General features: G+C 61.6%; 17 protein-coding genes. 14 read left to right on the top strand and 3 right to left on the bottom strand.

The features are described from left to right. Nucleotides 1-70: 70 nt before the first annotated feature. From MUB46_RS20545 to MUB46_RS20505, 9 genes are all read left to right on the top strand, one after another. Nucleotides 71-1,462, top strand: coding sequence for an aspartate ammonia-lyase (locus tag MUB46_RS20545; RefSeq protein WP_425256295.1), 1,392 nt, complete (start codon nt 71-73; stop codon nt 1,460-1,462). 775 nt (nt 1,463-2,237) lie between these two features. Beyond that, nucleotides 2,238-3,344: an FAD-dependent oxidoreductase gene (locus tag MUB46_RS20540; RefSeq protein ID WP_261617842.1), complete on the top strand. Its 1,107-nt coding sequence runs from the start codon at nt 2,238-2,240 to the stop codon at nt 3,342-3,344. A gap of 368 nt (nt 3,345-3,712) precedes the next feature. After that, nucleotides 3,713-4,609 carry a branched-chain amino acid ABC transporter permease gene (locus MUB46_RS20535; protein WP_261617841.1) on the top strand — a complete coding sequence of 299 codons (897 nt, stop codon included), beginning with the start codon at nt 3,713-3,715 and terminating at the stop codon, nt 4,607-4,609. Beyond that, nucleotides 4,606-5,541: a branched-chain amino acid ABC transporter permease gene (locus tag MUB46_RS20530; protein ID WP_261617840.1), complete on the top strand. Its 936-nt coding sequence runs from the start codon at nt 4,606-4,608 to the stop codon at nt 5,539-5,541. The genes MUB46_RS20535 and MUB46_RS20530 overlap by 4 nt, the downstream gene beginning before the upstream one ends. Before the next feature lie 27 nt (nt 5,542-5,568). Then, nucleotides 5,569-6,825 carry an ABC transporter substrate-binding protein gene (locus MUB46_RS20525; RefSeq protein ID WP_261617839.1) on the top strand — a complete coding sequence of 419 codons (1,257 nt, stop codon included), beginning with the start codon at nt 5,569-5,571 and terminating at the stop codon, nt 6,823-6,825. Between the two features lie 3 nt (nt 6,826-6,828). Further along, nucleotides 6,829-7,557: an ABC transporter ATP-binding protein gene (locus tag MUB46_RS20520; RefSeq protein ID WP_261617838.1), complete on the top strand. Its 729-nt coding sequence runs from the start codon at nt 6,829-6,831 to the stop codon at nt 7,555-7,557. After that, nucleotides 7,535-8,257, top strand: coding sequence for an ABC transporter ATP-binding protein (locus tag MUB46_RS20515; RefSeq protein WP_261617837.1), 723 nt, complete (start codon nt 7,535-7,537; stop codon nt 8,255-8,257). The genes MUB46_RS20520 and MUB46_RS20515 overlap by 23 nt, the downstream gene beginning before the upstream one ends. 5 nt (nt 8,258-8,262) lie before the next feature. After that, nucleotides 8,263-9,201: an NAD(P)-dependent oxidoreductase gene (locus MUB46_RS20510; protein WP_261617836.1), complete on the top strand. Its 939-nt coding sequence runs from the start codon at nt 8,263-8,265 to the stop codon at nt 9,199-9,201. 16 nt (nt 9,202-9,217) lie between these two features. Next, nucleotides 9,218-10,249, top strand: a complete 1,032-nt coding sequence (locus MUB46_RS20505) for a 2-hydroxyacid dehydrogenase (protein WP_261617835.1) — start codon at nt 9,218-9,220, stop codon at nt 10,247-10,249. A 24-nt stretch (nt 10,250-10,273) separates the two neighbouring features. On the opposite strand, the gene MUB46_RS20500 is transcribed toward MUB46_RS20505, so the two are convergent. After that, a complete protein-coding gene (locus MUB46_RS20500) occupies nt 10,274-11,368 on the bottom strand; it encodes a helix-turn-helix transcriptional regulator (protein WP_261617834.1) in 1,095 nt (364 codons plus the stop codon). Nucleotides 11,369-12,118: 750 nt separating this feature from the next. Continuing rightward, nucleotides 12,119-13,084, bottom strand: a complete 966-nt coding sequence (gene speB / locus MUB46_RS20495; protein ID WP_261617833.1) for an agmatinase — start codon at nt 13,082-13,084, stop codon at nt 12,119-12,121. Nucleotides 13,085-13,710: 626 nt separating this feature from the next. On the opposite strand from speB, the gene MUB46_RS20490 reads away from it, so the two are divergent. The 5 genes from MUB46_RS20490 to MUB46_RS20470 all read left to right on the top strand — a co-directional run bounded on the left by MUB46_RS20490 (nt 13,711) and on the right by MUB46_RS20470 (nt 20,619). Further along, entirely contained in the window at nt 13,711-15,801 is a 2,091-nt protein-coding gene (locus MUB46_RS20490; protein ID WP_261617832.1) for a hydantoinase/oxoprolinase family protein, read from the top strand. Between the two features lie 14 nt (nt 15,802-15,815). Beyond that, nucleotides 15,816-17,528 (top strand): hydantoinase B/oxoprolinase family protein, encoded by a 1,713-nt coding sequence (locus tag MUB46_RS20485; RefSeq protein WP_261617831.1) that lies wholly within the window; start codon nt 15,816-15,818, stop codon nt 17,526-17,528. Nucleotides 17,529-17,699: 171 nt separating this feature from the next. Further along, nucleotides 17,700-18,674 (top strand): TRAP transporter substrate-binding protein, encoded by a 975-nt coding sequence (locus MUB46_RS20480; protein ID WP_261617830.1) that lies wholly within the window; start codon nt 17,700-17,702, stop codon nt 18,672-18,674. An 89-nt stretch (nt 18,675-18,763) separates the two neighbouring features. Continuing rightward, complete coding sequence (locus tag MUB46_RS20475) at nt 18,764-19,315, top strand: TRAP transporter small permease (RefSeq protein WP_261617829.1); 552 nt, start codon at nt 18,764-18,766, stop codon at nt 19,313-19,315. Beyond that, complete coding sequence (locus MUB46_RS20470) at nt 19,315-20,619, top strand: TRAP transporter large permease (protein WP_261617828.1); 1,305 nt, start codon at nt 19,315-19,317, stop codon at nt 20,617-20,619. Before MUB46_RS20475 ends, MUB46_RS20470 begins: the two co-directional genes overlap by 1 nt. Before the next feature lie 67 nt (nt 20,620-20,686). Here the strand turns inward: MUB46_RS20470 and MUB46_RS20465 are convergent, their stop codons facing one another. Further along, the gene (locus MUB46_RS20465) at nt 20,687-21,511 is read right to left on the bottom strand and encodes a putative hydro-lyase (RefSeq protein ID WP_425256294.1); all 825 of its coding nucleotides are present in this window, start codon (nt 21,509-21,511) and stop codon (nt 20,687-20,689) included. Nucleotides 21,512-21,594 lie beyond the last annotated feature (83 nt).

The raw sequence follows: 21,594 nt of genomic DNA, 5'->3' as shown, positions 1-21,594 counted from the left end.
CTGCTCAGGTCTCAAAGACGCTTCAAGGTCCTGGCGGGGCCATCAATGATGCATGAGGGGAAACTCTGACGTGAGTACACGCATAGAGTCGGATCTGCTTGGCGAGGTCCGGCTTCCGGTTGAATGCCTCTATGGGGTTCACACCGCAAGGGCGGTCGACAACTTCGATGTTTCCGGAGTCCGCCTCCACGACTTTCCGGAATTCATCGTGGCCTTGGGGATGGTCAAGAAAGCGGCCTTGGCCGCCAACATCGAACTGGGGCTGATCCGAAGCGACATCGGTGCTGCCATTGATCAAGCCTGCGACACGCTGATCAGCGGCGAAACGCTCAAGCCGCATTTCCCGGTCGACATGATGCAGGGCGGTGCCGGGACCTCCACCAACATGAACGTCAACGAGGTCGTTGCGAACCTCGCCCTACTCGCCGCCGACAGGCGGCCGGGAGACTACGCGGCGATCCACCCCAACGATCACGTCAACCTCTCCCAATCGACCAACGATGTCTATCCGACCGCGATCCGACTGACCGTCGCACGTGGCGTCGAGACGCTGATGACCAGCATGCGCGAGCTCGCCGCTGCATTTCGGCGCAAGGGCAACGAATTCATTGACGTCATCAAGGTCGGGCGGACTCAGCTTCAAGATGCCGTTCCAATGTATCTCGGGCAGGAATTCGATGCCTTCGCCGAGACAATAGAGGAGGATGTCCTTCAGCTTCAGAGCGCGGTTCGGCTGATGGCGGAGGTCAATCTCGGTGGTACGGCCATCGGAACGGGCGTCAATGCGCCGAAGGCATTCTCAACGATCGCCTGCGGGTATCTGTCAGAGATCTCCGGTGTGGCGGTTCGGCCGGCCTGCAATCTCGTCGAGGCGACATCCGACACGGGCGACTTCGTTACCGTCTCGGGCACGCTCAAGCGCATCGCAGTCAAGCTCTCGAAGATCTGCAACGATCTCCGTCTGCTTTCCAGCGGTCCACGCGCGGGCTTCGGCGAGATCAGGTTGCCGGCAGTTCAGGCGGGTTCATCGATCATGCCTGGCAAGGTCAATCCGGTTATGCCGGAGATGATGAATCAGGTCGGTTTTCAGGTCATCGGGAACGATCTGACCGTGACCCTGGCTGCGAGTGCCGGCCAGCTGCAGCTGAATGCCATGGAGCCGGTTATCGTGCTCAATATCCTGCAGTCGATGCGCTTGCTTGCAAATGGCATGGATACCCTGCGCACACGCTGCATCGACGGGATCGAAGCGGACGTAGAACGTTGCAAGTCGCTATACGATGGCTCGCTGACCCTGGCCGCCGCGCTAAATCCGATCGTGGGATACAATAGGGCCGCCGAGATGGCGAAGCTTGCGCTGCGCGAAGGCATCGGGTTGAGGCAGGCGGTCGAGGCGGAGTGTGCACTGACCCCGGTCCAAATCGATTCGATTTTCGCGCCGGTGTTGGCGAGAGATGAGTGACCTCGAGCAGGGCTGTACGGTATTCGGTTCCTGAATGCCTCCGGTGACTTGCAGTCTTCGTCCTCGCGGCCGGCCATCATCCCCGGCAACCGCCCGGCATCCTCCGTTTTCAGCGTCGGTACAGCCGCCCAGCTGGACCGTCGGACTTTCCTTGGCGTCCCGCCCATCCCGATGGTGCAGATGGAGCGGGGGTGATTGCGCCGCGCGCGGTCAAGGCCTTGTGCCGCTCGCCGCCGGAACCTTCTTCCAACAGGTGCGGGAGGCAGTATGCGATCCTGCTTTTTACGGGCAGCGGTACGGCCATTGCGGCGCCAGCTGTGACCATAGTCATTCTTGCCGCTTGGCCCCCCATATCGTGACGTTCCCGGGATCATAGGATCGGGGAAACTATGTTGATTTCACTCCCACCCCTCCACGCCAGAACCGGGCCTGATCATGGGGCCGTGCCAACTTACATCGTGGTGGAGCGCGCGTTGCGTTGGGGGCCAAGGATGATCAACAAGGCAGGAGGCGTCGACCTCAATGAAACGCACGCCCGGCCAGTACGAGGGGGCGGCACGTCGCCGGCACCATTTCCCGAAAGACGTTCGGGCCCGGCACGTTTGAACGATCGTCTGGCTCATCATTCGAGTGGATCTGTCGGCGGCGCAATGCGCCGTGCGGCACGTTTCACGACTTCTAGACATCAAAACTGGACAGAGGGGCGCGAGGGCATGTTCGACAGGCCACCCGCAGCATCGAGGGCGCGCGCCGTGGAATGCCGGAGGGCAGAGCAATGACCAAGAGTGCAATCATCTGTGGTGGCGGCATCAGCGGTCTGACCGCGGGGATATACCTGGGACGGATGGGCTGGGATGTAACGGTTTGCGAGAAGGATGCCGAATTGCGCACAGCCGGCGCCGGCCTGAATCTCTGGCCGAATGGAATCCGGGTTCTCGAGAAGATCGGTCTCCGGCCCGCGCTCGAAAAGACCGGTGTGTTCCTGGACCAGTATCGTACGTTTTCCTCGGAGGGCGAGCTGATTGCGGTCGAGGATGTCAAGGGGTGGCGCGAGACGTACGGGGCGCCGCTCTATGGCGTTCATCGCCGGCATCTAAGCAAGATGCTCTCCGATGCTCTCGGTCGTCACAATCTCCGCCTCGGTCACGAAGTCGCTTCGGTTCAACAAGATGATGCCGGGGCCGTATGCACCTTTGGCAACGGCGAGACCATAAGGGGCGATGTGGTTCTTGGCGCCGACGGTGTCGCGTCCGCTGTCAGAAACTCGCTCTTCGGACCGCAGGAGTTCAGCGCCGACGAGCGGGTGCGCTGGCGTGGCCTGTTCAATGTCGCCGACGTCCATGCGGATCCGAAAACGGAAGTGGAGGTCTGGGGAACGGATGGGCATTTCGGCTACCTGCCCATGGGTGGCGGAAAAGCCTACTGGTTCGCCGCGGCCGACGGTGTCACGCAGAACGTGGAGGAGGTTACCGGCTTCTTCGGCGGCTGGCACGGAAGCGCTGTACCCGCCATCATTGCCGCGACCAACACGTCGACCATCATCCGGAACGGTCTCCGGGATTTCGTCCGTCCCCTGAAGAACTGGTCCAAAGGTCGGGTCACCCTTGCGGGAGATGCAGCGCACCCGGTGTTGCCCGGCATGGCTCAAGGGGCGAACCAGGCTCTGGAAGACGTCGATGTCCTTTGCCAGTGCCTCGGGTCCTACGACGGTGTCGAGAGCGCTTTGGCTGCATATGAGAGCGTTCGCATTGCCCAGGTTGCGCCCGTGGTCAAAGGGTCGCGCGCACTGTTCGACTTTGAAGGGCAGAACGAAGTGGCGAAGGGAAACAAGAACCCTCTTTTCGACCGGTACCATCGGCTGGCCGAACGGCGTGTCATCTAATCTGATGAGATCCCAAACGCTCGCTTGGTCGTACCGGGCCGTTAAACGAAAACGCGCTGATCAAAGAACACCCTACGGTGCCGAGGCGACCTTGGCCGGAGGAACCCGGCCAGCCCTGCATGGGCACCGGGAGCGTGTTCGGTTGCGCACGCCGGCGTCGGGCCCGCACGAGAGTATGCGGCACGACCGGGCGCAGATCGCTGCCCGGACCCTTCCGGTTCGATCGCATCAGTCGCCACATGAAATTCAGCGACGCGCACCTGCTGCTACCGGTGGCGGAGGTCGTTGCGCCGCTCGGCTGACATGACTTCAGTCACGGTTGTGGCACCCCTCCGCGGCCCCATAGCGTTCCAACTATCGCGCGGACCGTGGCTGACTCCATTCATGCAGGGACAACTTCCGTGGATTGGTACTCACTTGCATTCCAGATCATCAACGGCTTCGTGTGGGCGATGTTTCTCGGCCTCATCGCGTTGGGGCTGAACGCGGTATTCGGCCTTCTCGGCTTGCTGAACATGGCGCACGGCTCGGTCTACGCCGTTGGTGCCGTCATCGCGTGGTACTCGGTCAATCAGTTCGGCAGTTTCTGGGTGGCTGTCATCGTGGCGCCGCTGGTTGCCGCGATCGTGAGCATTCCCGTTTACCGCTTCGTGCTCCGGCCGACGATCGGCAAGGACATGTTGGTCGGGCTTGTCGCGACGTCGGGTTTGCTCTTTGTCATCAACGACGCGATGCTGGCCATTTTCGGGGGATCGCCGCGCCTGGTGCAGCCGCCGATCTCCGGCGCGGTGAGCATTCTCGGCTTTTACTATCCGACCTACCGCCTGGTCGCCGCCGGGCTCGCCATCGGCATCCTCGTCGCGTTCTGGGTCTTCCTCAAATCGACCTCCATCGGTCTCTGGATCCGCTGTGTTGCGCAGTCACCGACACTTGCGATGGCGTCGGGCGTGCCGGTTGAGCGCGTCTACAGGGTCATCGTCGTGCTAAGCGCCGCGCTGGCCGCCCTGGCGGGCGTGCTCGTCGCGCCGATGACAATGGTAAGCCACCAGATGGGCATGTCGGTTCTCGGCCCGGCCTTTATCGTCGTCGTTGTCGGCGGACTGGGTAGCCTCGGGGGCGCCGTTGCGGCCGCCGCGATCATGGGCGTCGCGCGGGGCGTCTTGTCCGTGTTCGTCTCCCCGACCTACGCCGAGGTCGGAGCAATCGCGCTCTTCCTGCCGCTGCTTCTGATGCGTCCGAATGGACTCTTTGGGGGGCGGGCATGAGAGACCGGATCGGCGTCATCCTGTCAATCTCGGTACTTGCCGCAATTTGCGCGGCTGCGCCACTGCTCGGCGAATTCTGGAGCGGGGTACTGGCGCGATACGTGAGTTGGATGTTCCTCGCGATCAGTTTCACGCTGGCCTATTCGTACGCCAACATTCCAAGCGTGACGCAAGCGACGATCTTCGGAGCCGGAGCCTATGTCGCCGTGTGGCTCAGCATATGGCTGCAGGGAAACCTGTTGCTGATCATGTTCGCCGGCGCCGCCGGAGGCGCGTTGGTAGCCCTGGTGTTCGGCAGCCTCGTGTTGCGTATGTCCCATGCGGGCGCGGCGATTGGTACGATCATCTTCGCCGTCACCTTCTCGGTCCTTGGCAGCGCGACGGTCGCGGTGACGGGCGGGGCGGACGGCTTGCCGCTGCCCAATCATGATTACCACCTGATCGGCTTCCCGATCAGCGTCGGCCCGAATATCGAGATGCTGCTGCTGAGCGCGGCCATCCTCGCAGCGGTTCTCATTGGCTACTGGGTGCTTTCGGGCACCGATACCTGGCGCGTCGTGCGGGCCGTGCAGCAGAATGCCGTGCGTGCGCAGGTGCTCGGCTACAATTCGGCCTATTACCGGCTCTCCGTGTTCACCGCCGCCGGCGGTCTCGCCGGCCTCGGCGGAGCGCTCTATGCGCTGATCTCCCGTCACGTCGCAATCGATGTCGTCAGCCTGTCCATGTCGCTGAAATCGATCCTGTGGGCTGCCGTGGGCGGCGTCACTTCGGTCTACGGCGGCCCGATCGGCGTGTTGGTCGTGCAATTGACGTCAGAAATCCTGGCTCGCTGGACCGTCCGCGTCGATCTCATCATCGGGCTCATGCTGATCGCGATCGCCTTGTGGCTACCACAGGGCGTGATGGGGCTGAGAAACCACAAACGCCGTTGAACTAGAAAACAGAAAAGGGGAAACGCCATGAACACCAAAGTTACTCGCCGCCACTTTCTCGCGTCGACTGCCGCTGCCGTCGCTTCGGCAGGGGTGCTTGGATCGACAAAACGATCGATTGCCGCGCCGGCGTCGGGCGAGCCGATCGTGATCGGCCATCAGTGCGAGCTGACGGGCTGGGACGCTGCCACAGGGTACTGGCGCGACAAAGCCGCTACCGGCCTCACCAAGTGGATCAATGACACCGGCGGTATAGCCGGCCGACCGATCAAACTGGTGACCGTCGATACGAAGTCGGACGTGGACGCAGGCGTGACCCAGCTTCGCAACCTGATCCTCGAGGAGAAGGTCGACTTCGTCATCGGCTCGGAAATTTCGTCCATAGCTCTCGCGAGCAACAAGATCGCCAACGAGAACAAGACGCTCTACATGACGATGAGCACGTCCGAGGCGACGACTGCGAACGGCAACGCGGTGCCGTATCAGTTTCGGATGACGACCAACTCCGCGGCGACCGCCGCCGGCGCCGCGCAGAAACTGGTCGAGTCGATCGGCAAGCGCTGGGCGACGTTCTTTGCGGACATCAAGTGGGGACAGTCCGAACGGGACTGGTGGCAGACGGGCGTCACGGCTGCCGGCGGTGAGGTCACCTCGGCTACTGCGATCCCCGTCGATGCCGCCGACCTTCTGCCGTTCGTGGCGCGGATCGACCGCTCTGTCGACGGCATTTACATCCCGGTGCTCAATGCACTGCAGGCCGTGCAGTTGATCCGGAGTTCGGGCTACCCGCAGAAGATCGTCCTCGCGGGACTGAGCTTCTCGCTGTTCGACTACCGGGAACTCGGTCCGCAGGGGGAGGGCACCTTCGGTATCGAGACGGCCCCGATTGCGCTGGCGGACATGCCGTCGTCCGAGATGGGCGCCATCTACAAGGCCCTTGGCATCGACGAGAACGGTATCGAGACGGCGAGTGGCAAGGCGGCGGGTGGATCAATGATCCGCGGGATCGCGCAATCGCTTGGCTTCATCAAGGCGAATGTCGAACAGAGCGGCTGGACGACGAAGGACGACACGGCGGCTCTGATCAAGCATGCCGAGACGGTCCCCACCTATCAGCGCGGACCACTATTCCCGCTCGGCGATGTGAGCATGCGGGCCGAGGACCACCAGGCGTTCATGGACATCTATCTGCTGCAGATCCGGGATGGCCTGCTGTCAAAGTTCGATGTCGCGCCTTGGCAGAGCACGCTCTACCCCGCGGACGTCGACCTGACGAAGGGGTGAGACTTGCGCTCTCCAGAAGATCGGTACGTATTCCGGGTCGAAGGCATCAGCAAGTCGTTCGGTGCCTTCCACGCCCTGAATGATGTTTCGCTCGAAGTGAGCGCAGGCGAGATCCGCGCGATCATCGGCCCCAACGGCGCGGGCAAGACGACGTTCATCAACATCGTCAGCGGTGTATTCGGGCCGACGCGGGGTCGCGTCTGGCTCGACGGGGAGGATGTCACCGGTCGTCCCGCGCAACACCGTGCCAGGCGCGGCCTGGCACGTACATTCCAGATTACCAGCCTGTTTCCCGGAATGACCGTGGCCGAGCACATGCACCTGGCTTCGCGTGGAATGGACGCCGACGGCACCCGCCGCTCCGCGCTGCTCCACCTTACGGGCCTGGAGGCGCTAGCCGACAGGGAAGTCAATACGTTGTCGCATGGCGACCAACGTATCCTCGAAATCGCAATGGCCCTGGCTACGGACCCGAAGGTTCTGCTGCTCGACGAACCGACAGCGGGCATGAGCATCGCCGAGACGGACAGGATGATAGGACTTATCCAGGATCGTCTGCGGCGGCAGGTCTGTGCGGTGATCATCGAACACGACATGAACGTCGTCAATCAGACCGCCGACCAGGTGACCGTCCTGGCGGCCGGCGCCGTTGCGGCTTCGGGTATTCCCGGCGATGTCTTGCGCGACCCCTTTGTGAAGGAATTGTACCTTGGAAGCGCTGCGGGCCACTAACCTCAAGGCATACTACGGCAAGGCGCAGGTCCTTCACGGCATCGACCTTGTCGCGCAACCGGGAACGGTCACAGCTATTCTGGGCCGCAACGGCGCCGGCAAGACGACCCTATTGCAGTCCGTTATGGGACTTGGGCCGCGGATCGAGGGTGAGGTCACGATCCTTGGCGAACCCGCGCGTGGCCTGACAACAGATGCGATCGCGCGCCTCGGGGTCGCCTACATGCCCCAGGATGTCAGGGGCTTCCCCAAGCTGTCCGTGCGCGAGAACATCCAGGTGGCCGCGAGCACGGTTCGTTCGCCCAGACCCTTGTCCGAGATCCTGGAAGTGCTTCCGGAGATCGAACCAAAGCTCGATTCTCCGGCTGGGACCCTGAGCGGCGGTCAGCAGCAACTGGTCGGTATCGCTCGCAGCTTGTCGATGCGCTGCCAACTGCTTCTCATGGACGAGCCCACAGAAGGCCTGATGCCCAGGCTCGTCAGCCAGATCGGTGTCGTGTTGCGACAGCTGGCATCCGAAGGGGTGGCGATCGTCATCGTGGAGCAGAACATCGGACTCATGCTCGATATCGGCGACGTCGTTCATATCGTCGAGAAGGGCGTGATCAAGTGGCGTGGGACGCCGCAAGACGTGGTCTCGGCACATGTGCTGGACCACTACATGGGCGTAAGCCCCGCCGAAACTTCACAAGAGGCATGATCGTAATGAAAGTTGCATTTCTGGGTGCGGGTTTGATGGGCGAGCCGATGGCAGGTCATCTGCTGCGCGCCGGCCACGAGGTGTTCGTAACCGTCAATCGCAACCGCGAGCCCATCGAACGGCTGGTGAAGGCAGGGGCCGTTGAAGTCGGCTCTCCCGCCGAAGCCGCCGCTGCTACTGACGTCGCACTGATGATCCTGCCGACGTCGCACGAGGTGGAATCCGTCCTGTTCCGCGACGATGGCATCGCTGCCGGGATGCCGCCCGGCTACCTGGCCGTGGATATGGGGACCTGCTATCCCGCCGACACGCGACGCCTGGCCGAGCAATTTGCCGCGGCCGGCGGCCGCCTGATCGATGCGCCCGTCACCGGTGGAACCGAAGGCGCGCGCGATGCAACGCTCTCCATCATGGCAGGCGGTGATATCGCCGCCTTCGAGCAGATCCGTCCGTTGTTGGAAGCCTTCGGCAAACATCTCTACCATTTCGGCGAGATCGGCTCCGGCCACGCAGCCAAGCTCGTCCAGAACATGATCGGCTTCATCGAGGTGGCCGCGGTGGCGGAAGGCCTCGCGCTATCGAAGGCGCTCGGACTGGACTCGGCACCGTTCTTCGACATGCTCACCAATTCGCACTCCAACAGTCCGATCATCCAGTGGATGGTCCCTAAGGTCTTCGCCGGAGAGTTCGAGGCAGAGGCGCGCCTCGACATTGCCTACAAGGATATGAGCCAGGCGGTTAAGCTAGGGCGCGAGGCGACAAAGCTTCCGCTCGGCATCGCGAACGCGGCGACGGAGGTTTACCAGCTCGGTCGTGCGCTCGGCTATGGCGCGCTCGACAGCACCGCCGTCGTCAAGGGACTGGAACACATTCTCGGCGAAGAGATCCGCGTGGCCACGCCACCCGGGGATGCAACCAAGCGACTTGCTGACGAGGCTCGCTAGTCCGCGAACGGAACCTATGGACAGCGCCGACAATCACCCCTGGGCGTCGGTTTCAATTCTGGACGAATCGCCGCTGAACTCCAGGGACAACCCCTGCCCGATTCTGATCGCGGACGACCTGCCTCTCGAGGCTGTCCGCGTATTCCGTAGCGCATTTTCCGACGTGTCTGTTCTCGCCAGTCGTGACCACACGGTCCCGGGTCTGCTGGCGGCAGCGGAGGGCGTGCGCGTGGTCGTCACCACCCCCAGGTACACACTGGACGATGCGCTATTCCGAGCGTTGCCGGATTCCGTCGAGATCATAGCGCTCTATTCGGCCGGCCATGACCACGTCGATATCGAGGCGGCACGTCGCCATCGCAAAGCGGTGATCAACACACCGAACGTCCTCGCCGATTCGGTAGCCGATTTGGCGATGACGCTTCTGCTTGGCGCGGCGCGTCGCGTTGTCGAGGGGTTCGACCTTATCCGATCCGGCACCTGGTCCGGCTTCGCCCCGACACTGCTGCTTGGCAGAGAGCTGAGGGGACAGGTCCTCGGCATATACGGGATGGGCAGCATCGGCCGCGAGGTCTCCACGAGAGCCCAGGCCTTCGGCATGAACATCGCCTACCGCAGCCGGACACAGCTGCCGCGTTCGGTCGAGTATGGCGCCCGTTTCATCGCCGATGATCGGGATTTTCTCGGGTCCTGCGATATTCTCCTGTTGTCGGCCTCCTTGACGCCACACACCCGCAAGTTCTTGAACGCGGAGCGGATCGCTTGGCTCAAGCCGGGGGCCATTGTCGTCAACATCTCGCGCGGCGAACTGATCGACGATAACGCGCTCATCGAGGCGCTTATGTCCGGGCATGTCGCCGCTGCCGGGCTCGACGTCTTCGACAACGAGCCGACGGTCGATCCGCGCTATCTTCGGATGCCTAGCGTCTTCGCGCTGCCGCATATCGGAAGTGCGACTGTCGAGGGCAGGGTATCGATGGCCGACGTGCTGGTGGAGGGCATCGAGCGTCTTCTGGTTGGCGAAGAGCCTTCGAACCGCCTCGCCTGAAAGCGGCCCGGAGGCTGGTCTCGACTAATGAGCCTCCAGCTCGCATTCGGAGTTCTCGATCGCAATCAGCGTCGACAGGAACTGGTGGAACAGCTCGCGTTCGGTTGTGATATCGAGCTTGTAGTAAAGTCGCCAGCGGTGGTTCTTGACCGTACCGACGGAAACACCAAGCTGTTTCGCGATTGCCGCATTGGGCAGACCCACGAACGACAATCTAACGATCTCGGCCTCGCGAGGCGTGAGTTCCTTCTGTCGGCAGAAGGCCTCGAGCGCGGCGTCGCCGGACGTCGCCAACGGCCCTGGCGAACGGTGTTCAAGGATCACCAGATGCCCGCACGGCGCCAACGAAAAGTCGGGTGGAAGTTGCTCCCAGTGGATCACTTGTTGCCCGTCGAGCTGCAGGTGGCCTGGTCCGGAGTCGGCGATCTGCCGGACGACCTGCGGCAGCGCGTTCGCCGCATCCGTGTTGTTCGACCAGGCTTCGTTGGCGTACGCCACGTCTCCGCGCCGGTCGAGCACGAGCAGCGCGTCCCCGAAATTCTCGGTCAGCCGCTCGCGACCGAGCGCCCGTGCCGCGGAGAACAGCCGGTCCATGTGGAGCTTGTGCAGCGCATCCAGTAGAGGCAGGAAAGCGTTGGCCAAATTGTAATCCTGGGGCTCAAAACGGACCCGATGGCGCTCGCAGCAGAACGCTATCGTCACGCCACCATAGGCCGGCAAGACCACCGCGATCTCATCGAAGATCGACATCTTGCTCAACTCGAGGAAGTACTTCTCATCGATTTCGTGGGCGAGGGACCGAAGGTTGACGACCGTCGGCGCAACGCTCGAGCGGACGTGTCTGTGCAGCGGATCAATGCGGTAGATGCCGGCGAGGTAGAACGCGACTCCGTCATCGTTCAGGGCCTCGTTCACAATGAAGGCAGGCTTGTCATAGGCAGAGTAGCGCATGACCAGCCGTCGCTTGCAGCGAAGCGCACCGGCCAGCATCTGGGATGCCCGGTCGTAAAATTCCGGCTTGCCGACGAAGCGGATCATATCCGCAAGTTCGCAGAGCACGGCACTCTGGCCTGCTATGCCGGGAGGGTCGATGCCTGACTCGTTCTCCACGCCAGCCAAGCCCTCAATCCGCCGTGCCGCACATAGGAGCCGGGGCTACCAGTGTGGGCCATTGCCGGCATTCGCCGGCTTGCCTTTGTCCAGAAGACCACTGGCAGCGAAAGGGGGCCATGCCGTCAGCCTGTAGACAGGGCATTGGCCTGCAGATCACGCTCCGGTGCGGCTCGCGCCAGCGTGTGCGTGGCGCTGAATAGGAGTGCGGCGCCTTTACCCCCCGTGTTCGCACTGTCCCGCCCCTCCGGGCCGATGATGCAACTCATGCCGGTATACTGCAGTTCACCCTCCTGACCGCACAGATTGGCGTGGGCGACGCAAACGCCGTTCCCCGGCGCACGACTGCACACCGGAGTCCGTGGAACCTCGAAACTGGGGACCGTGTCTGCCGTTTAGACAAAGATTCTTCTTCTCCGGCCCTGGCGAGCGACCGGGCCTTTTCATGGAATTCTCTATCGTAGCAGAAGTCCGGCCTGATTCTGTGGGAGCGGATCGCGACGATGGTGCTGAGCGCGCGTCGCCCACCCCTTTCGGGCACTCCGAAGACGGTTCCTATCGCGGGTTCGCGCGATACATCGGCAAGCGCGCCGAGGGATGGCGCGTCGATGCTCGCGGCGACGGCTGCAGCCGTGGCGGCAGCGCGTCCCACCGAAGCGATGGTCCCATTCCTGGAGCTATTTGACGGGAGGCCTTGGCAAACTGCGAGCATGGTGAGTCTCCCGGCTGATCTCGTGGACGTTTACGGGAGCAGGGTGTTCATCGAGTGGTGGTTGCGGCAAGGGTCTCGAGGACTAGCCTGACGGCCAATCTCGAGGTGATTCCGTCATGGTCGTAAGGCGGCGAAACTTCAACGACATCCAGGCCGCCTAGCCCGCCTCTGCCGAGTTCGGATACGAGGGCGATGGCCTCGCGGGAGGTGAGTCCGCCGGGGGCCGGGACGCCTGTGCCGGGCGCGTAGGCGCCGTCGATCGCGTCGATATCGAAGGTCAGGTAAACGCTATCGGTGCCGGCCCCGGCGATTGCCCGGGCTTCACGGCCCACTGCGATCGGCCCCTTTTCCATGATCGTTTCGAGGGGCATCAAAGAGATTCCTTGTTCGCGAGCGTATTCGAGCTCCGCCTTCGGATTGAGCCAGCCGTTGGTGCCGATGATGACGATCTTGCGCGGATCGAATCCGGCATCGATAGCGCGCGCGATCGGGCAGGCATGGTTTAGCTCTTCGCCGCCGACGTCGATGGCAGTGTCGAAATGACTGTCTACAAGGATCAATCCAGGGTTGTCATGGTGTTTGCGAAACGCCCGCGCGCAGGCAATTGTGACCGAGTGGTCGCCACCGAGTACGACCGGCATGGCGCCGCCCTTGAGTACGTCAAGGATCATTGCTTCAGCGCGGTCCATCGTGCGTATTGCCGCCCCGGGGACGACTGGGACATCGCCGCAATCGGCGAACTTGTAATGCTCCCTCAGATCGAGATTGAGATTCGCGTTGTAGAAGCTGAACTGATCGCTGGCTTCCCGCAGGGCCCGGGGCCCATAGTTTGCCCCGGTCCGACTGATGCACATTGCGTCCCAAGGGAAGCCGAGAAAAGCGACGTTGATCCCGTTTTCGGTGATGGTCTGCGCGTCCGCTGCGACATGCGGCAGGCGCATGAAAGTGCCGCCGCTGCCAGCATGAAGTAATCCCGCAAATGCGTTGAACTCTTTAGCGGTCGTGCCGGACATTAGTCACCTCTTTATTGTTGGGGCGAAGCTTTTCCTCTCTTCAGGGAAGGGTGTGGAGTTTGTTTCAAGCCGCCAATGGTGGCTCGCGTCACCATGGCAAAGGTGGGACAGGGCCGGGGGGCACCAAGCCCGTTCACGGCAACGTTCAGGCTTTCGGTAGGTCTTATGCCGCGTTGAGAAATGGCCGGAGGCTGGCCCAGTCTTTCTCCAATCACCTGCCAAAGGTACGGAGGCAGCGGAATCCCTGCGCCATAAATTGACCGATGCGGTCGCCGAGGTAGGGGGGGTGTCCAGGATGCGACGCAATAGGTTCGTCGACCAGCCGAACCACCGACCGATTTCTGATCGTGGGCGCCCGACCCGGCGGTGTTGGCGAGGCGCCTGAAACCCCGGTTGCCTTCGTGCAGTCGTCCATCACCAGAACGCGTACCTCCCAGTCCTTCAGATATCCAGATCCGATGCTCGCGCATGGCCGCGGTCACGTCCCGTCGTGTCCTGGAGCGGGATAAGCGCAAAAAACCGATTGACACGCCAATGGATATTATATTTCATATTTTGAAAGTTAAGTGAAATTCAGATGGCCGACAACATGCCGGTCGCTGTCGGGTCTGGAGGGAATAAGCCGTATGAAACTGCGCGTAGGGGCCGATGTTGGTGGCACGTTCACCGATATCGTGTTGGTCAGTGATGACGGTTCAATTTTCGAATTTGGCAAGATTTTGACCACGCCACGCCAGCCGGACGATGCAATCATCGAAGGGGTGGATCGGGTTTTGACGGCCGCCGCTGCGGACCGGGCTGGCGTCGAGAGCATCGTGCACGGCACGACGCTCTTCACCAATGCGCTGATCGAGCGCAAAGGCGCCCGTACCGCGATGATAACCACAAAGGGCTTCCGCGATGCGGTCGAGATCGCGCGTGAGCATCGCTACGAGATCTACGATCTGCGCATCAAGCGCCCCAATCCGCTCGCGCCGCGTCGTCTTCGCTTTGAGCTCGACGAACGCATGCTGGCGGACGGCACTGTCCGTAAGTCGCTCGACGACGATGATGTGCGGGCGCTGGTGAAGCAGCTGGTGAGAGACGGGGTGGAGGCCGTCGGCGTTTCGCTCTTCCATTCCTACGTCAACGACGCGCATGAAAGGCGCGTCGGAGAGATCCTTGCCGAAGACGCCCCGCATATATCAGTCAGTCTGTCGTGCGACCTCGTGCCTGAGATCGGCGAGTACATGCGCGGTTCGACTGTTCTTGCCAATGTCTATGTGAAGCGAATCGCAGAGGGGTATTTGAAGCGGCTGCGCGAACGCGCTGTCAGCGAGGCCGGCCTCAAGGCGCCGCTGTTCATTATCCAGTCCGACGGCGGCTTGTGCGATATCGAAGAAGCCGCGCAGAAGCCGATCCGGCTCATCGAGTCGGGGCCGGTTGGTGGTGCGTTGGCCGCTGCCCATTACGGCGCGCTTCTCGGCTATCCCGACATCCTTGCCTTCGATATGGGCGGAACGACCGCGAAGGCCTGTGTCATCGCGGACGGCGAACCATTGATCACCAATGAGTTCGAGGTCGATCGCCAGTATCAGTTCAAGAAACACTCCGGGCTGCCGGTGAAGGTGCCGGTGGTTGAAATGATCGAGATCGGTACCGGCGGCGGTTCCGTCGCGCGTGTCGATGCGATGAAACGGCTTCGAGTCGGTCCGGACAGTTCTGGTGCAGAGCCGGGTCCGGCCTGTTACGGGCGGGGCGGTGACGAGCCAACGGTGACCGACGCGAACCTCGTGCTGGGATACCTCGATCCGGACTTCTTCCTCGGCGGGAGGATGAAGCTCGACGTCGAAAGAGCACGTAACGTCATACAGCGAAAGATCGCCGACCCGCTCGGCTTGAGCCCAGTCGAGGCGGCTTACGGTATCCATCAGCTTGCCAACGAAAGTATGGCCTCGGCCGCTCGCATTCACACCATCGAGCGCGGCAAGAATATCGCGACCTTTCCGTTGTTCGCCACGGGCGGGGCCGGGCCGATGCATGCCTACGGCGTTGCCAGCATCCTGCGTTGCCCGAGTGTCGGCTATCCGCTGGGCGCCGGTGTCATGTCGGCGCTCGGATTTCTGACAGCTCCGATCTCCACCAGTCTCGCCCGGTCTCGGCCGCGGCAGCTCAAGCATCTTGACTGGGAAGAGACCGGCCGACTCATCGAGGAGATGAAGGCGGAAGCCCGCACGGTTGTTGCCCAAGCTGTCGGAGACGAAGACCTAACCTTCAAGGTCTTCGCGGACATGCGATACGTCCTGCAGGGCAGCGAGGTTCGCGTGCCGATCGAGATCGATGACTTCGAACGATCGCGTTGCGACGAAGTGATGTGTGCCTTCGAGCAGGTCTACACCTCGATCTACGGGCACACGATGAATGCGGACGCGGAGGTCGTGTCGTGGCGCGTCGTCGCGCAGGGACGGCGTCCGGAACTGGTGCTGAAGTCAACTCAGGAGGGCGCCCCGAGGACCGTTGAGGCGGCGGTGAAGGGTCGGCGCGACATCTACATCTCCGAGGTGAAACAGATGCAGCCAGTCAACGTCTACGATCGCTATCTCCTGCCCCCAGGGGCGACCTTCGAAGGGCCTGCAATCGTCGAGGAACGGGAATCGACCGTCGTCATCAATGGCAGTGCGACCGTGTCCGTCGATGAGTACTGCAACCTTGTGGTCAATCTGAAACACGCGGGCTGAGGAGGGCTTCGAGCATGGCTATTGATCAGATCACCTTGGACATTCTGTGGTCGCGGCTGATAGCGACGACAAACGATCAGGCCGCAGCGCTGATGCGGTCATCCTTCACCTCGATCGTGCGGGACGCAGCCGACCTGGCCGCGGGGGTGTTTGACCGGCGCGGCAGGATGATCGCGCAGGCCGTAACCGGTACGCCCGGACATATCAATTCGATGGCGACCGGCATGGTTCACATGCTGGCCAAGTTCCCGATCGATACGCTCAAGCCAGGCGACGTTCTGATAACGAACGATCCTTGGCTCACCGCTTCGCAGCTCAACGACATTACGGTGGCGACGCCTGTCTTCAAGAACGGCCGTTGCATCGCGGTGCTGGCCAATTGCTGTCATGCCCTGGATATCGGGGGGCGTGGTCTCTCGGCAGACTCGCGCTCGGTATTTGAGGAAGGCCTCTACATCCCGGTGATGAAGCTGCTCGATCAAGGGCGAAAGGTCGAGCCACTGTGGGAGTTGATAGAGCAGAATGTCCGCACTCCCAGAGAGGTGCTTGGCGACATCCATTGCCAGATCGTCGGGAATGAGCACGGCGCCACACAACTGCTCAGCTTTCTCGACGAGTTCAATCTCGACGACATAGAGGAGCTGGCGGACGAAATCGTTAATCGCTCGGAAGCCGCCATGCGTGAAAGGATTCACGCGTTGCCGGACGGGAACTATCAATACGAGCTTGTCGTCGACGGTTTCGATACGCCGCTCGTGCTGAAGGCGAAGCTGATCGTCGAGGGCAGCAACCTGACGGTTGATTACGCAGGCTCTCCCGGACCGGTGCCTCTCGGGGTCAACGTGACGCTGAACTACACCGCTGCGTATACAAATTACGGAGTGAAGTGCGCCATTGCCGGAGATATTCCAAACAATGCAGGAAGTTTCCTGCCGCTGACCACGGTCGCCCCGGAAGGTTCACTTCTGAACGCGAAGTATCCGGCCGCTGTCGGTGGGCGTCATCTTATCGGGCATTTCCTGCCTTCGGTGGTAATGGGGGCACTTGCAGACGCCCTTCCCGATTGCGTGATGGCGCCGGGGTTCGACGCGCTCTGGGATACGCATATCTCTGGATCTGACAGAAACGGCCGGCATTTCTCTTACACCTGGTTTTCGGCGGGCGGCACCGGCGCAATGAGCGGCAAGGACGGCATGTCCGCCACCGCGTATCCGTCCGGCATCGCAGGCGTCCAGGTCGAGGTTATGGAGTCGCTGGCGCCCTTGGTCATTCACGAGCGGTCATTGCGCGGGGACTCTGGTGGCCCCGGAGAGTTTCGCGGTGGCCTTGGCCAGGAAATGCAGATCGAGGTCCTGACGGACGAAGACTACCTGATTTCCGGCCTCTATGAACGAACACGGCACCCCGCGCCGGGCCTTCACGGTGGTAGCCCGGGCCAGACCGGAACACTGGGTAATTCAAAAGGGCTGGACCTGAAACCCAAGATTTCAGCATTGCTTCCGTCCGATACGGTCACGACCCTCAAGCTCCCGGGCGGTGGCGGCTTTGGCGAGCCCTGGCGTCGCGACGCGCTCGCCGTTCTAGAGGACGTGATCGAAGGCTACGTTTCGCCCGCGCAGGCGCGCGACGTCTACGGGGTCGAGATCGACGAGTGCGACTGGACTGTCAATACGGATGCGACATCGAAGATCCGGGGCGCGTTGCGTGCGGCGGCGCTCTCGCGTTGAACCGGTCCGGCGGGAAGAGCTGCGAGGGCAGATCGTTTCGGGCTGTAAGGCGTGGGTCGCCGTCGTAATACTTGAGAGTTCATCGTGCTTTCAGAATAGAGATAGTTCTTTGTTCGGAATGCGCGCGTGTTTGTAGTGTAAAATCGAAGCATATACGTATTTGGAGGAAAAATGCACAGCATCTCGGCGAAGTTTGCTATTGCGGCTGTGGCCGGCATGGCGGCCGTGAATATTGCGACTGCCTCGACATGGGATATGCCCGTGCCTTACGGGGACGCCAATTTCCACACTCAGAACATCATCCAGTTTGCCGAGGACGTGAAGGAGGCGACCGATGGCGAGCTTGAGATCACCGTCCACTCCAGTGGCTCTCTCTATAAGCACCCGGAGATAAAAAACGCCGTGCGTCAGGGGCTTGCGCCAATCGGCGAAGTGCTGGTTTCGCGCCTGTCCAATGAAGACCTGATATACGAGGTAGATTCCATCCCCTTCCTGGCGAGCAGCTATGACGATGCATGGAAGCTCTATGACGCGTCGAAAAGTGCGCTTGCGGAAAAGCTGCAGGAGCAGGGGCTACAGCTGCTTTTCTCCGTGCCGTGGCCGCCCCAGGGTGTCTATACGAAGAAGGAAGTATTGTCGGTCGACGATCTCAAGGGCCTGAAGATACGCGCCTACAATGCCACCACCGAGCGACTGGCGCAGCTTGTCGACGCGTTGCCAACGCAGGTCGAGGTGCCGGATCTGCCTACCGCTTTCGCCACAGGTCGTGTGGAAGCAATGATCACATCTCCTTCGACCGGCGCGAATTCCAAGGTCTGGGATTTCGTTTCGCATTATTCCGACACGCAGGCCTGGCTGCCGCGCAATATGGTCTTCGTCAACAAGGCCGCCTTCGATGCTCTCCCGGAGAACCAGCAGCAAGCCGTGCTCGATGCCGCTGCAGCTGCCGAGGTGCGCGGCTGGGAAGCATCGCGCCGGGAAACCGAGGAAAAGACTCAGGTCCTGAGAGACAACGGCATTGTCGTCACCACACCCAGCGCCGCGCTCAAGGAAGGCCTGCAGGCTATCGGAAGCCAGATGGCGGCCGAGTGGTCTGAAAAGGCCGGCGATCACGGCCGGGCCATTCTGGAAGCCTACGAGAACTAATGGCTCGAGCGTTTTCCTGACGGCGGATTTGCGCCGTCAGGCCGCTGCGCCTTGCGTATCGGCAGCGGTGCAAAATTATCGAAGGGGCGATGATGGTGCGAAAAGCTCTCGATTGGCTTTACGGTGGCGCCGAACGGCTTGCGATGGCGGCATTGTGCCTGATCGCGCTCTTGGCGTCCGCCCAAGTCTTGGGGCGTGTTGCGGATTTCGTGCTCGGCTTGATGGGGCTTCCACCCTACGGGTTCCTTGTACCCTCGTTGGCCGAGATCGCCGGTTTCCTGCTTGTTGGGGCGTCCTTTCTGGCACTGGCCGGTTCGCTACGTGCCGGTGCCCAGATCCGGGTGACTTTGGGCTTGTCCGCGCTTTCGAGGCGAAAGCGGAGAGTCGCGGAGGCGTTCGTGCTCATGGCCGGTGTAGCGCTTTCCGGATTCTTCTTTCTCTATGCGGTCAGGCTTGCTGCCGACAGTCATCGTTTCAACGAGTTATCGTATGGGATACTTCCCGTGCCCTTGTGGATGCCCCAGTCCGTCATGGCATTGGGAATAGGCATATTCACGATCGCGCTCCTGCAGGATCTAATCGCCGTATTGCGTGGGCGCCAGCCTTCGTATCTTTCCGGCGACTCCGTGGAGGAGTTGTGATGGATCTTCTGACCGTATCCCTTGTCGTTGGTGTGCTCCTGCTTCTTCTTCTTGCAGCAGGGCTGTGGGTGTCGCTAGCCCTTATGACAGCAGGGCTCGCAGCGATTTTCCTGATGGTGTCGGTACCGCCCGGCGCGGTGATGACGACCACGGTCTGGGGCGCCGTAAACTCCTGGGATCTTACGGCGTTGCCGATGTTCATCTGGATGGGTGAGATCCTTTTCCGCTCTCGTCTCGCCGAAGACATGTTCGCGGGGCTCGCGCCTTGGGTGCGTCGGCTGCCGGGACGACTCCTGCACGCGAACATCCTGGGATGTGCCATCTTCGCCGCCGTTTCCGGTTCCTCGGCAGCGACAACCGCCACTATTGGCCGCATGTCGCTGCCGGAACTTCTGAAGCGCGGCTACGACGAGCGGATGGCAATCGGTTCGCTCGCCGGGTCGGGCACGCTTGGGCTGCTTATTCCGCCGTCCATCATTCTGATCGTCTACGGAGCTGCGACCGAGCAATCCATTGCGCGCCTATTCATTGCCGGTGTGATCCCGGGGTTGATGCTCGCGGCCTTATTCATTGGATACACGGTGGTCTGGGCGCTCGCTAACCGCAGCCGGATGCCGCCGGCAGACCCGCGCATCCCCTATCTGCAGCGTCTCTGGCAGACGCGGCGCCTGTTTCCGGTGCTGGCTCTGGTCATTGGCGTGATCGGATCGATATACGGCGGGTTTGCCTCGCCGACCGAAGCCGCCGTGATAGGCGTCGTGCTGTCGTTGGGGCTGTCGTGGTTCACCGGTACGCTGAACCGCGACACCTTTGTCGACGCACTGCGCAACGCCACGCGTACGTCCTGCATGATCATACTTATTCTCGCCGGCGCTGCGGTGCTGACGGTGGCCATGGGATATACCGGTATACCGCGGGCGCTGGCGCAGTTCATTGTCGATCTCAATCTGTCCCCGTATGCGCTTCTTGCCGTGCTTACGCTGTTCTTTGTCGTGTTTGGCTGCTTTCTCGATGGCATCTCCATTGTCGTGCTGACCGCGTCCGTCATACTGCCCATGGTCGAGGCAGCCGGGCTCGATGTCATCTGGTTCGGCATCTACCTTGTCCTGGTTGTCGAGATGAGCCAGATCACGCCACCGGTCGGGTTCAATCTGTTTGTCATTCAGGGGCTGACCGGTCACAACATCCTGAAGGTGGCGGCCATGTCTGCGCCGTTCTTCTTGATGATGTTGATCGCGGTGGTCCTGATCGTCCTGTTTCCGCAACTGGCATTGTGGCTGCCAGGGACGATGATGGGCAATTGAGTGACGTGAAACGAGGGCGCGGCATCCCGGCGGAAAGACGATGCCGACGGTTTCGCCGCTTCCTCTCTCAGCCCAATGCGTACTCCGCGACAAGCTTGTCGGTAATCAGCATGTGACTCGGCTTGTGCGTGATGGCGATGGGCAGTCTTGCTTGCGCTAAAGCGGCCTGCGGAGTGACGCCGCACGCCCAGAACAGCGGGACGTCGTCCGGTTCCATGGGCGTGCGGACGCCCCATTGGGGGGCGTCCAGATCGGAGATGCCGATCTCGGAGGGATCGCCGGCATGGATGGGGGCGCCGTGCATCTTCGGATAGCGCGAGGTGATCTTGATGGCGCGATCCGCGTTGATCCGGGAGAATGGGCGCATTGACACGACCACAGGCCCCCCGAACGGCCCGTAGGGTGCTGTTGGAATAGTCGTGCGAAAGATCGATACGTCCTGGCCAAATTTCCGGTGTCGCAGTGGTATGCCTGCCTGCAGAAGCACTTCTTCGACAGAAAACGAGCAGCCGATGACGAAGGTAACGAAGTCGTCCTGCCAGATGTCGATGATGTCTGTCGGATCGTCGACCGGCTCGCCCTCGCGAAAAACCTGGTAGCGCGGCAAGTCGGTACGTATGTCGATACCGTCGCCTAGGTCCTCCAGCATGTACTCCCCCGAACGGGCGACGGAAATCAGGGGGCAGGCCCTCGGATTGAGCCTGCAATACCGTACAAAATCCTCGGCCCATGCGTGCGGCAGGATGGCAATGTTCGCTTGGACGATCCCAGGCATCAGGCCTGACGTCTGCGTGTTTATTGTTCCTGAGCGAATGCGCATGCGGGTGTCGCGTGCGGCGACGCGAAGCTGGTCTTTAGTCAAGAGATGCGATGCGCCTTCTAGACAGTCCACGGGTGTCCTCCCTGGCCACTCTGAGGAATGCCGCACAAGTCGGCAATCTGACTTCATATTTCAAAATTCGCAAGTTACTGATG

The organism is Microbaculum marinisediminis (assembly GCF_025397915.1).
GTDB classification, from domain to species: Bacteria; Pseudomonadota; Alphaproteobacteria; order Rhizobiales; family Tepidamorphaceae; genus Microbaculum; species Microbaculum marinisediminis.
Note: the sequence above shows the minus strand (reverse complement) of the source record. Positions and strands in the feature narration are given on the sequence as shown.